Genomic DNA, 12,808 nt, shown 5'->3' with positions numbered 1-12,808 from the left:
TATTGGCACATCCGGGCAGTGCAACAATGTCCTATGCGCAGCGAGGGCCGGGGCCGGCCGCGGCTCGAGCAGTCCCGCCGACCGGGCAATACCGCCCGCGAGGAGATCCTGGACGCGGCGGCCGAACTGTTCACCACAGTGGGCTACGCGGCGACGTCCACCCGTCGGATCGCCGACGCGGTCGGTATGCGGCAGGCCTCGCTCTACCACCACTTCGCCACCAAGGACGACATTCTCGACGCGCTTCTGGCCGGCACCGTCGACGAGCCACTGGCGCTGGCGGCCGACCTGCTCGGCCAAAACGGCCCGGCCGCAGAACGGTTGCACGCCCTGGTGGTCGGCGACGTGTCGCAACTGTGCGCCAAGCGCTGGAACCTCGGCGCGCTCTACCTGCTCCCGGAGTTGCGGGTCGACCGCTTCGAACAGTTCCGGATCAGCCGCGATCAACTGCGCGACCGTTATCGGCAACTGGCGGCCCAGGTCATCGCCGAATGCGACGGTGTCCCCGACGCCGACGACCTTCCGTTCCGGCTCGTCGAGTCGGTGATCAACCGGCGCTCCGACGACGGGGTGTGCCCGCCGGAGACGCCGCGGATCATCGCCGACGGCGCTGTACGGATCCTCGGCTGGCGCGGCGATACCGCCGCCCTGCGCGACCGCAGTGCGGACCGGCTGCAGACCCGGCGCGAGGAGCCCGCGGTCACCGGTTAACGTGTGCCGAATGAGCGAATACGAGAGCCTGAGCTTCGAGCAGAGCGGGCCAATCGCGCGCATCGTGCTGGACCGCCCCGAAGCCGCCAATGGCATGAACGACACCATGACCCGGGAATTGGCCGAGGTCGCCCAACACTGCACGGCGCCCGACGTCAAGGTCGTCGTATTGACCGGCGCGGGGCGGTTCTTCTGTGCCGGTGGTGATCTCAAGGCGATGGCCGCCTCTCCGCTGGGGCCCGGCCGCTTCGTCAAGGGCATCGCCGACGACCTGCACCGCGCCATCGCGACATTCGCCCGGATGGACGCGGTGCTGATCACCGCGGTCAACGGTGTCGCCGCCGGTGCCGGGTTCAGCCTGGCCGTCGCGGGTGATCTGGTGCTGGCCGCCGACAACGCCTCGTTCACCATGGCCTACACCAAGGCCGGGCTCAGCCCGGACGGCAGCTCGTCGTACTACCTGCCGCGCCTGGTCGGGGTGCGCCGCGCCACTGAACTGATGCTGACCAATCGCACGCTGAGCGCGGCCGAAGCCGTCGAATGGGGTCTGGTCACCGAGACCGTTGCGGCCGCCGACCTGGCGGCCACAGCGCAGGCGTTGGCTGAGCAGATCGCCTCGGCGGCAAAGGGTTCCAGCAGTGCTGTCAAGAAACTGCTGTTGACGACCTTCGGCAATGACATCGAAACCCAGATGGATCTGGAGTCCGAATTCATCGCCGCGTGCGCCGACAGCCCGGACGGCGCAGAAGGTATCGACGCGTTCCTCAACAAGCGCGCGCCGAAGTTCAGTTGACCCGTCGCCCAGATCGACGAAATGGCGGGTTCCACTCGCGCTTTCGCGCCCGTTTGTCGGTTTGGGCGGGAACGGTCGCCTAGAAGCTGTGCTCCTCGGCGGGGAATGCGCCTGTCGCGACCTCAGTGGCGTATTGCGTTGCGGCACGGCGTAGTTCGCCGCCGACGTCACCGAAGCGCTTGACGAACTTGGCGGTCTTGCCGCTGGTGAGTCCGGCCATGTCCTGCCACACCAGCACCTGAGCGTCGCAGTTCGGGCCCGCGCCGATGCCGACCGTCGGGATGGTCAGCTTGCCGGTGATCTGGGTGGCCAGCTCTGCGGGCACCATCTCCATCACCACCGCGAACGCGCCGGCTTCCTGGACCGCGATCGCGTCGTGGATGGTCTGCTCGGCGGCGTCACCACGGCCCTGCACCCGGAAACCGCCGAGGCCGTTGACACTCTGCGGGGTGAAGCCGATGTGGGCCATCACCGGAATACCGGCGGCGGTCAGCGTGGCGATCTGGTCGGCGACACGCTCGCCGCCCTCCAGCTTCACCGCGTGCGCGCCGGCCTCCTTGAGGAACCGGGTAGCGGTCGCGAGGGCCTGCGCGGGGCTGGACTCGTAGCTGCCGAAGGGCAGGTCGGCGACGACCAGGGCGTGCTCGGCGCCGCGGACCACGCCGCGAACCAGGGGGATCAGCTCGTCGGCCGAGATCGGCACCGTGGTGTCGTAGCCGTAGACGACGTTGGCGGCGGAGTCACCCACCAGCAGCACCGGAATCTCCGCCTCGTCGAAGGCGCGGGCGGTCGAATAGTCGTAGACCGTCAGCATGGCCCACTTGTGGCCCTCGGTCTTCCACTTGTGCAGGTGATGCGTACGTACCTTGACGCGGGCCACAGCGGGCGTAGTACAGCCACCGTAAACAGTCTGCTCAGACATCATTGTCCCTAGTAATCGTCTCTGTCGATCCTCGTGGCCCATCCGGGTCCCCGGGTTCGTCTGACCTGATAAGTCTGCCACCGCCACCCGGCAAAGGTGAACGGCGAGTGAAGTGGACTTTGTCACACCACAAACCTGGCGGCGTATGCGGCGTTGGCCGAATCCGGCTCGGGCGGCATCTGCGCAGACATACCATCGGCGGCATGGTCCAACACCTGCAGCGGCTCAGCGGACTCGACGCAAGTTTCCTCTATCTCGAAACGCCTTCCCAGCCATTGCATGTGTGCTCGGTGCTCGAGTTGGACGCCGCCACGATTCCGGGCGGCTACACCTTCGATCGGCTGCGCACCGCGCTGCAGTCGCGGGTCAAGGCAATGCCGAACTTCCGGGAGAAGCTGGCCAACAGCTTCCTCAACCTCGACCACCCGGTGTGGGTGGAAGACGAGCACTTCGACATCGACCGTCACCTCCACCGCATCGGCCTGCCCGCCCCCGGCGGCCGGGTCGAACTGGGGGAGATCTGCGGTCATCTCGCCTCGCTGCCACTGGACCGCCGCTACCCGCTGTGGGAGATGTGGGTCATCGAAGGTGTGGCCGGCACCGACGCCCGCAACGGCGGCCGGCTGGCCGTGCTGACCAAGGTGCACCACGCCGCCGTCGACGGAGTCACCGGCGCCAACCTGATGTCCCAGCTGTGTTCCACCGAGCCCGACGCGCCGCCGCCGGCCCCGGTCGAGGGCCAGGGTGACGCCAACCCGCTGCGCATCGCGCTCGGCGGTCTCGGCAACTTCGTGTCCCGGCCGATGCACCTGGCCACCAACGTGCTTCCGTCCACCGTCACCACGGTCTTCGACACCGTTAAACGCGCGGTCGGCGGTCGCGCGATGGCCGCGCCGTTCGCCGCACCCCAGACCCGCTTCAACGCCAGCGTCACCGCGCACCGCAACGTCGCCTTCGCCGAACTCGATTTCGATGACATCAAGAAGGTCAAGAACCACTTCGGGGTCAAGGTCAACGATGTGGTGATGGCGCTGGTCGCCGGAGTGCTGCGTCAGTTCCTGCTCGAGCGCGGCGAACTGCCCGACTCCTCGCTGGTGGCGATGATCCCGGTGTCGGTGCACGACCGTTCGGACCGCCCGGGCCGCAACCAGGTGTCGGGAATGTTCTCCAAACTCGAGACCCAGATCGAGGATCCGGCAAAGCGTCTGGCGGCCATTGCCGAGGCGAACGACACCGCCAAGGAACACAGTTCGGCGATCGGCGCGACACTGCTGCAGGACTGGAGTCAGTTCGCCGGCCCGGCGATCTTCGGCGTCGCGATGCGGGTGTACGCCCGCAGCCGGCTTACCGAATCGCGTCCGGTGCACAACCTCGTCGTCTCCAATGTGCCCGGACCGCAGATCCCGCTCTACTTCCTGGGTGCCGAAGTGACCGCGATGTATCCGTTGGGCCCGATCTTCCACGGCTCTGGCCTCAACATCACCGTGATGTCGCTCAACGGCAAGCTCGACGTCGGACTGATCTCCTGCCCCGAGCTGCTGCCGGACCTGTGGGACATGGCCGACGACTTCGCCGTCGGGATGAAGGAACTGCTCGACGCGACGAAACCGGCCGCCAAACAAGGCCGGAAGTGAACCGCGGCTGACCGGAAAGCCCGTCCTCGGCGGGTCGGTGCGTAAGCCGCCCCCCGAAAGCATGGCAGCATGTTTGCCATGAGGCAGTACCACCGCCCGCGCGTCCTTCGCACCGCACTGGTGCTTTCCGCCGTGGCCGGACTCGTCGCTAGTGCCGGCTGCAGCACCATGGTGTCGGGAACGGCCGTCATCGCCGAGCCCAGGCTCGGCCAGCCGGTGACGTGGGGGCCGTGCCGCGCGGCCGGCGGGGGTGGCGGCAACGCACTGCCGATTCCGGCGGGCGCGCAGTGCGGCAAGATCGCGGTCCCGGTGGACTACGCCAAGCCCGACGACGGCATCGCCAGCCTGGCGCTGATCCGGTTCCCGGCCACCGGCGACAAGATCGGCTCGCTGATCATCAACCCCGGCGGCCCGGGGGAGTCCGGTATCGAGGCGGCCGCGAGCATCGTCGAGAACCTGCCCGCCAACGTGCGCCAGAAGTTCGACCTCGTGGGCTTCGACCCGCGCGGCGTCGGATCCTCCACTCCGGCACTGTGGTGCAACTCCGACGCCGACAACGACCGCCTGCGGGCCGACCCGCAGGTCGATTACAGCCCCGAGGGCATTGCGCACATCGAGGGCGAGACCAAGGCCTTCATCCAGCGCTGCGTCGACAAGATGGGCAAGGACTTCCTGGCCAACATCGGCACCGCCAGCGTCGTCAAGGACATGGACTCGCTGCGCGCGGCCGTCGGCGACGACAAGATCACGTATCTCGGCTACTCGTATGGCACCCGCATCGGGGCGGCCTACGCCGAAGCGTTCCCGGACAAGGTCCGGGGGATGATCCTCGACGGCGCCGTCGACCCCAACGCCGACCCGATCCAGGCCGACATCGACCAGGCGGCGGCATTCCAGCAGGCCTTCAACGACTACGCCGCCGACTGCGCCAAGGATCCGACCTGCCCGCTGGGCACCGATCCCGCCAAGGCCGTCGACGTCTACCGCAACCTGGTCGACCCGCTGGTGAAGAAGCCGCTGCCCACCGCCGACCCACGCGGACTGGCCTACAGCGACGCGATCATCGGCACCATCATGGCGCTGTACTCACCGAACCTGTGGCGGCACCTGACCCAGGCGCTCAGCGAGATGACCGACGGTCGCGGCGACACCATGCTGGCGCTGGCCGACATGTACATGCGCCGCGACGCCCAAGGCCGCTACACCAACGCCACCGACGCCCGCATCGCCGTCAACTGTGTCGACCAGCCACCGATCACCGACCGCACCAAGGTGATCGAGGAAGACCGCAAGATGCGCGAGGTCGCGCCGTTCATGAGCTACGGCGCGTTCACCGGCAACGCGCCGCTGAGCACGTGTGCGTTCTGGCCGGTCCCGCCGACCAGCACTCCGCATTTGGTCGCCGCGCCCGGCCTGCCGCCGGTGCTGGTGGTGTCGACGACCAACGACCCGGCCACGCCCTATCAGGCCGGCGTCGACCTGGCCAAGCAACTCGGCGGGGCCCTGCTGACCTTCAACGGAACCCAGCACACCGTCGTGTTCCAAGGCAACACCTGCGTGGACAACTACGCCGCCGCCTACCTCGTGAACCTCACCGTGCCGCCGCCCGGGGCTACCTGCTGAGTACTGAAAATCGCAGCGGGACAACAGTTTTACGCCTACGTCAACAAGCGTTACCGAAGTCGGTTCCATCTGAGATCGACGCGTGACCGGCTCGCCCGCACGTTCGCGGCCCAGCCGTGCGACGATGGCATCCATGGGACGCACGAGTCGAGTCGGCTCGGCCCTGTCCTCCTGGTTCCTGTGCACCGTGCTTGCCCTCGGTGTCGCGGTGCCACCGGCTGCTGCCACTGAACCGGGAGCCGGTCAGACGACGGCGCCGCAGGCTCTCTGGGGAAGCTGTGAACGCTTTCTCGGCGGTGCGTCCGGTGACGTCCCCAACGCGGTGTGCATCGCTGTCCCGGTACCGATCGACGACGCCGATCCCGCTGGCGCGCAAGCGCAATTGGCCGTCATCAAGATCCCGGCAACCGGTCAGCGAATCGGCGCGCTGTTCATCAACCCCGGTGGTCCGGGCGCGTCGGCGGTCGACGCCACCGCGGCAATGGGGTACGCCCTGGCGGGTAGTCCCATCAACGAGCATTTCGACCTCGTCGGGTTCGACCCGCGCGGGGTCGGCTACTCCACACCCGAGGTGCGGTGCCGCACCGACGCCGAGTTCGATGCCTGGCGGCGCAACCCGATGGTCGACTACAGCCCCGAGGGTGTCGCCGCGATCGAACAGATCTACCGTGACTACGCCGCCGAGTGCGCCGACAAGATGGGCAGTGCGTTTCTGGCCGGCGTCGGAACCGCCTCGGCGGCAAAGGATATGGACACCGTTCGCCAGGTGCTCGGCGACGACACGATCAACTACCTGGGCTTCAGCTACGGCACCGAGCTGGGCACCGCCTACCTCGAGCGGTACCCGGAGCGGGTGCGCACCATGGTTCTCGACGGTGCGATCGACCCCGCTCAGGACACCGTCGGCTCGATCATTCAGCAGATGAACGGCTTCCAGGTGGTCTTCGACGACTACGCCGCCGACTGCGCCAAGTCGCGGGGCTGCCCGCTGGGCACCGATCCGACCCAGTGGGTCGCGCGGTTCCACCAGCTCGTCGACCCGCTCGTGACCACGCCCGGCCCGACATCCGATCCGCGCGGACTGAGCTACCAGGACGCGATCACCGGCACCTTCAACGCGCTGTACGCGCCGCAGTACTGGAAGTTCCTCACCAGCGGCCTGCTCGGCTTGGCGCGGCACAGCGATGCCGGCGACCTGTTGCTGCTGGCCGACGAGTATCAGGGCCGCGATCCGTGGGGCCGTTACAGCAACGGCCAGGACGCCTTCAATGCCATCCGCTGTGTGGACAACGCGACGCCCACCGACCCTGCGGTGTGGGCCGACATCGACAGGCGCACTCGCGAGTCGGCGCCGTTTCAGTCCTACGGTCAGTACACCGGGTTCGCGCCCAGGGACATCTGCGCGTTCTGGCCGGTGCCGCCGACCTCGACACCGCACCCGGCGTCGCCGGCGTCGCCGGGCAGCGTCGTCGTCGTCTCCACGACACACGATCCGGCCACTCCCTACGAGTCGGGCGTGAACCTGGCCCACCAGTTGAACGCCCCGCTGATCACCTACACCGGCACCCAGCACACGGCGGTGTTCAACGGTGATATGTGCGTCGACTCGGCGATCGTGCGGTATTTCGTCGACCGGGAGGTCCCGGGCGACCTGCACTGCTGAGGGTTCTAGTCGGCCTTCTTGGCGCGCTTGGACCCGCCGGTGGATTTGGCGTTCTCGGCGGAGCTGTTGGCGGCCTTGGGTTTCGACGCTGCAGCAGGGGAGGCCTTGCGGGCGTTCACCGCGGATGCCCCGCCGACGACGATGCCGTTGATGTTGAAGCCGGGCCCGGACTTCACCACGCTTGCGTTGCTCTGGAGGATCGTTCCGGCGATGGCGAACGGCCCGGTGCCGGCCGTGACGTTATTGGTGCTGCCCGCAATGTTGAACGCGGTGTTGAAGGCACCGCTGCTACCGCCCACCGCCGTGAGGTGATTCTTCTGGCCGCCGAGATTCGCCGCCACGTTGATGATTCCGGAGGCGGTCACGCTATTGGTGTCGAATGCGCCGGTACCGGTGCCGAACAGGTTGACTGCGATATTGCCGATGCCGTTTGTCGAAACGTAGCTCCACGGATTGGCGCCCGGCCCGATATTGAGGGAGATGTTGAAGCCGAGGTTGCCTGCGCTGCTCAAGCCTTCGGCGCTGGCCTGTCCGCCCGAGCCCAACTGCGCGGCGATATTGAACAGGCCGGTGGTGTAGGCAGCAGACGAGTTGCCCGCCGTGATGGCGAAAGTGAAGGACCCCAGGTTCGTGGCTATCGCGTTGTCGCCGGCCGCGAACGCGGTGCCGAAGAGTCCGGTCGCGGTGGCTTTGGCGCCCGTGCCGAGCGCGATGGCGACGCTGCCGATACTGCTGGTGCAGTCCGCGCTGTTCCCGATTCCCCAGAACGAGGCACAGCTGGCGTTGGCCGCCGGCGCCGACGCCAGGCCGACGCTGAGCAGTGTCCCGGCGGCGAAGGCGCCGAGTGTGGTTGAGCCGATGATCTTGGGCGTACGCATGCCGGTGCCTCCCTGGTCGTTGCAGTAGTAAGGGAATTTAGTAGCCGGAATGCTTGATCGGGTCAGAATTGACAACAGGGAAAGATTTACTTGCCGGTGGCGCCGGGAAGCCGTCTGCGGCGGTCTCGGCGCGACGTCGGCATTTGCCTGCTGAGGCGGCTTGTACCGCCTACGTAACACAGAATTAACAGCCGGTGCATACGCTCGCGTCATGGACCGCCAGAAGGAATTTGTGCTGCGCACGCTGGAGGAACGGGATATCCGATTCGTCCGGTTGTGGTTCACCGACGTGCTCGGCTTCCTCAAATCGGTCGCCATCGCACCTGCGGAGTTGGAGGGCGCCTTCGAGGAGGGCATCGGCTTCGACGGCTCCTCGATCGAGGGCTTCGCCCGCGTCTTCGAATCCGACACCGTCGCCCGTCCGGACCCGTCCACGTTCCAGGTATTGCCCTGGACCACCAGCGGCGGTCAGCACCACTCGGCGCGGATGTTCTGCGACATCACCATGCCCGACGGCTCACCGTCCTGGGCGGACAGCCGCCACGTGCTGCGCAGGCAGTTGGCCAAGGCCAGTGATCTCGGCTTCTCCTGCTACGTGCACCCGGAGATCGAGTTCTTCCTGCTCGAGCCCGGACCGTACGACGGCAGCGTGCCGGTGCCCGCCGACAACGGCGGCTATTTCGATCAAGCCGTGCACGACTCGGCCCCCAACTTCCGCCGCCATGCCATCGACGCCCTGGAGCAGATGGGCATCTCAGTGGAGTTCAGCCACCACGAGGGCGCGCCGGGCCAGCAGGAGATCGACCTGCGTTACGCCGATGCGTTGTCGATGGCCGACAACGTGATGACCTTCCGCTACGTCGTCAAGGAAGTCGCCTTGGCAGAAGGGGTGCGGGCGTCGTTCATGCCCAAGCCGTTCGCCGAATACCCCGGCTCGGCCATGCACACCCACATGAGCCTCTTCGAGGGTGAGAACAACGCCTTCCACAGCCCTGACGACCCGCTGCAACTGTCCGATGTCGCCAAGTCGTTCATCGCGGGCATCCTCGAGCACGCCAGCGAGATCAGTGCGATCACCAACCAGTGGGTGAACTCCTACAAGCGGCTGGTGCACGGCGGCGAGGCGCCGACCGCGGCTTCCTGGGGCGCGTCCAACCGCTCGGCGCTGGTGCGCGTGCCGATGTATACCCCGCGCAAGGCGTCCTCTCGCCGCATCGAGGTCCGCAGCCCCGACTCGGCCTGCAACCCGTACCTGACCTTCGCGGTTCTGCTGGCCGCAGGTTTGCGGGGCATCGAGAAGAACTATGTGCTGAGCCCCCAGGCCGAGGACAACGTGTGGATGCTGACCCCCGAAGAGCGCCGCGCCATGGGCTACCGGGAGCTACCGTCCAGCCTGGGCATCGCACTGTCGGAGATGGAGAACTCCGAACTCGTCGCCGAGGCGCTCGGCGAGCACGTCTTCGACTACTTCCTGCGCAACAAGCGTGCGGAGTGGGAGGAGTACCGGAGCAACGTGACGCCCTACGAGCTCAAGGCCTACCTGTCGCTCTGATGCTCCCGGAGCGCAGGAGCGGAGCGACTCGGGAATTGGCACTGCGATACCGTCGTGGGCGTGGCCAAACCAGCGACGCAGCGCCCACGCGTACCCAGCGTGGGCCGACTCGGTTTGGTCGAACGCACTGCACCCGCTGACCTGGCTGTACTGGGCTGGGATACCGATGCCCATGTCGAGCTGCTGTGGTCGCTGTCGCGGTCACCCGATGCCGACGTCGCGCTGCACACGATGGTCCGACTCGCCGAGGCGCTCGGCCCGGACTGGCAGCAACTGAACTCTGCGCTACTCAAGGATCGTGGTCTGCGCGGGCGACTGTTCGCCGTGATCGGCTCGTCGTCGGCACTCGGCGATCACCTGGTGGCCAACCCGCGCTCCTGGCATCTACTCGAAGGGGCCGTGACGCTGCCCGATGCCGCGCAGTTGCGGCGAGCCTTCGACGATTGCATCGGCGAATTCGGAACAGCCGCAGCCACAATCATGCCGAAGCTGCGGACTCTGTACCGCGACCAGCTGCTGATCCTGGCCGGTCTTGACCTGGCACCCACCGTCGAGAACGAACCCGTCCTGCAGTTCCAGACGGTCGGCGCCCATCTCTCCGACATGGCTGATGCCGCGCTGCACGCCACGTTGCAGGTCGCGGTGGCGGCCGTGTGTAAACAGGATGAGACGGCACCTCGCATCGCGGTCATCGCGATGGGCAAATGCGGTGCGCGCGAACTTAATTACGTCAGCGACGTCGACGTCATCTTCGTCGCCGAGTTCGCCGATGCGATCACCACCCGGGTCGCGGGTGAACTGATGCGGTTGGCATCGGACACCTTCTTCGAAGTCGACGCCGCACTGCGACCCGAGGGCAAGCAGGGCGCTCTGGTGCGCACGCTGGACTCGCACATCGCCTACTACCAGCGCTGGGCCAAGACCTGGGAGTTCCAGGCCCTGTTGAAGGCCCGGCCGGCCGTGGGTGACGCCGAACTGGGGGAGCAGTACCGCGCGGCGCTGATGCCGATGGTCTGGACCGCCTGTGAGCGTGAGGATTTCGTGCCCGAAGTCCAGGCGATGCGGCGCCGGGTCGAGGCGCTGGTGCCTGCGGATGTGCGCGACCGGGAGATCAAGCTGGGCACCGGCGGCCTGCGCGACGTCGAATTCGCGGTCCAGTTGCTGCAATTGGTGCACGGCCGCACCGACGATTCGCTGCACGTGGCCTCGACGCTGGACGCGTTGGCGGCACTGAGCTCCGGGGGATACGTCGGCCGTGACGACGCCGCCAACCTCACCGCGTCCTATGAGTTCCTGCGCCTGCTCGAGCACCGACTGCAATTGCAGCGCCTCAAGAGAACTCACATGCTGCCCGCACCCGACGACATCGAGGCGCTGCGCTGGCTGGCGCGTGCGGCCCACATGCGACCCGACGGCACCCACGACGCGCTGGGCGTGCTGCGCGAGGAGATCAAGCGGCAGAACCTGCGGGTGTCGCGGCTGCATGCCAAGTTGTTCTATCAGCCGCTGCTGGAGTCGGTCGGTCCATCGGTGGGCCTCGCCCCCGGCCTGACTCCCGCGGCGGCCGAAAGGCAGCTTGCCGCACTCGGTTATGAGGGTCCGCAGAGCGCCCTGACCCATCTGGGCGCGTTGGTCAACCAGAACGGCCGGCGCGGTCGGGTGCAGGCGGTGCTGCTGCCGCGACTGCTGGACTGGCTCTCGGACACCCCCGACCCGGACAGCGGCCTGCTGGCCTATCGCCGCGTCAGTGAGGCGCTATCCGAACAGCGTTGGTATCTCAGCACATTGCGTGACGAGAGCGCCGTTGCTAAAAGGCTGATGCGGGTGCTGGGCACCTCGGCATTCGTACCCGAACTTCTGATGCGCGCCCCCGAGGTGATCCAGCAGTACGCCGACGGGCCCGCCGGGCCCAAACTGCTCGACGTCGATCCCGACGGTGTGGCGCGGTCGTTGATCGCCTCGACCGCGCGGCATCCCGACCCGGTGCGGGCCATCAGTGCCTCCCGCACGTTGCGCCGACGCGAACTGGCCCGGATCGCCTCCGCCGACCTACTCGGGATGCTCGAGGTCAGGCAGGTCTGCGCCGCCCTCACCTCGATCTGGGTGGCGGTGCTGCAGTCGGCGCTGGAGGCGGTGATCCGGGCGAACACCGCCGCCGACGGCACGGTCCCGGCCAGGATCGCCGTCATCGGCATGGGCCGCCTGGGCGGCGGCGAGTTGGGTTACGGCTCGGATGCCGACGTGATGTTCGTCTGCGAACCGAACGCCGGAGTGGAGGAGTCCCGGGCAGTCAAGTGGTCGGTGTCGATCGCCGAGCAGGTCCGTGCACTGCTGGGCACCCCGAGCGCGGACCCGCCGTTGGAGGTCGACGCCAACCTGCGGCCCGAAGGCAGGCAGGGTCCGCTGGTCCGCACCCTGGCCTCCTATGAGGCTTACTACGACCAGTGGGCGCAGGCCTGGGAGATTCAGGCGCTGCTGCGTGCCCACCGGGTGGCCGGCGACCTCGAACTGGGCCACCGCTTCCTGCTGATGGTGGACAAGACCCGGTACCCCGCCGGTGGGGTGTCGGCCGAGGCCGTGCACGAGATCCGGCGGGTCAAGGCCCGGGTGGACGCCGAGCGGCTGCCGCGCGGCGCCGATCCCAACACCCACACCAAACTCGGTCGCGGCGGCCTGGCCGACATCGAATGGACGGTGCAGTTGCTGCAACTGCGTCATGCACACGAGGTGCCAGCGCTGCACAACACCTCGACGTTGCAGACACTCGACGTCATCGGCGCAGCCGAGCTGCTCGCCGAGGACGACGTCGACATGTTGCGCCAGGCGTGGCTCACAGCCACCAGGGCGCGCAACGCGCTGGTGCTGGTGCGCGGCAAGCCCACCGACCAGCTGCCAGGGCCGGGCCGTCAGCTCAATGCGGTGGCGGTGGCGGCCGGCTGGCACAACGACGACGGCGGAGAGTTCCTGGACAACTACCTTCGCGTCACCCGGAGGGCCAAGACGGTGGCGCTGCGAGTGTTCGGGGGTTGACG

The 12,808-nt window shown here is 67.5% G+C and carries 9 protein-coding genes; 7 read left to right on the top strand and 2 right to left on the bottom strand.

Translation table 11 applies throughout. The features are described from left to right. The first annotated feature begins 33 nt into the window (after positions 1 to 33). Both OG976_RS03130 and OG976_RS03125 read left to right on the top strand, forming a co-directional pair. Positions 34 to 711, top strand: a complete 678-nt coding sequence (locus tag OG976_RS03130; RefSeq protein WP_328357757.1) for a TetR/AcrR family transcriptional regulator — start codon at positions 34 to 36, stop codon at positions 709 to 711. 10 nt (positions 712 to 721) lie between these two features. Beyond that, entirely contained in the window at positions 722 to 1,504 is a 783-nt protein-coding gene (locus tag OG976_RS03125; RefSeq protein ID WP_328357755.1) for an enoyl-CoA hydratase/isomerase family protein, read from the top strand. Between the two features lie 79 nt (positions 1,505 to 1,583). Here OG976_RS03125 and panB read toward each other — a convergent pair whose 3' ends face one another. Next, complete coding sequence (gene panB, locus OG976_RS03120; RefSeq protein ID WP_328357752.1) at positions 1,584 to 2,426, bottom strand: 3-methyl-2-oxobutanoate hydroxymethyltransferase; 843 nt, start codon at positions 2,424 to 2,426, stop codon at positions 1,584 to 1,586. A 215-nt stretch (positions 2,427 to 2,641) separates the two neighbouring features. On the opposite strand from panB, the gene OG976_RS03115 reads away from it, so the two are divergent. From OG976_RS03115 to OG976_RS03105, 3 genes are all read left to right on the top strand, one after another. Beyond that, positions 2,642 to 4,060, top strand: a complete 1,419-nt coding sequence (locus OG976_RS03115) for a WS/DGAT/MGAT family O-acyltransferase (protein WP_328363108.1) — start codon at positions 2,642 to 2,644, stop codon at positions 4,058 to 4,060. 78 nt (positions 4,061 to 4,138) lie between these two features. Further along, positions 4,139 to 5,683, top strand: coding sequence for an alpha/beta hydrolase (locus tag OG976_RS03110; protein WP_328357749.1), 1,545 nt, complete (start codon positions 4,139 to 4,141; stop codon positions 5,681 to 5,683). Positions 5,684 to 5,807: 124 nt separating this feature from the next. Beyond that, entirely contained in the window at positions 5,808 to 7,346 is a 1,539-nt protein-coding gene (locus OG976_RS03105; RefSeq protein WP_328363106.1) for an alpha/beta hydrolase, read from the top strand. A 5-nt stretch (positions 7,347 to 7,351) separates the two neighbouring features. Here OG976_RS03105 and OG976_RS03100 read toward each other — a convergent pair whose 3' ends face one another. Next, on the bottom strand, positions 7,352 to 8,224 hold the full coding sequence (locus tag OG976_RS03100; RefSeq protein ID WP_328357746.1) for a hypothetical protein: 873 nt from the start codon (positions 8,222 to 8,224) through the stop codon (positions 7,352 to 7,354). Positions 8,225 to 8,435: 211 nt separating this feature from the next. Between OG976_RS03100 and glnA the strand changes: the two genes are divergently transcribed. Together glnA and OG976_RS03090 are read left to right on the top strand one after the other, a co-directional pair. Further along, positions 8,436 to 9,776: a type I glutamate--ammonia ligase gene (gene glnA, locus OG976_RS03095; protein ID WP_328357742.1), complete on the top strand. Its 1,341-nt coding sequence runs from the start codon at positions 8,436 to 8,438 to the stop codon at positions 9,774 to 9,776. 54 nt (positions 9,777 to 9,830) lie between these two features. Further along, on the top strand, positions 9,831 to 12,806 hold the full coding sequence (locus OG976_RS03090; protein WP_328357739.1) for a bifunctional [glutamine synthetase] adenylyltransferase/[glutamine synthetase]-adenylyl-L-tyrosine phosphorylase: 2,976 nt from the start codon (positions 9,831 to 9,833) through the stop codon (positions 12,804 to 12,806). Positions 12,807 to 12,808: the final 2 nt, after the last annotated feature.

The organism is Mycobacterium sp. NBC_00419 (assembly GCF_036023875.1).
Taxonomy (GTDB): domain Bacteria; phylum Actinomycetota; class Actinomycetes; order Mycobacteriales; family Mycobacteriaceae; genus Mycobacterium.
This window is presented reverse-complemented; position numbering and strand designations above follow the sequence as displayed.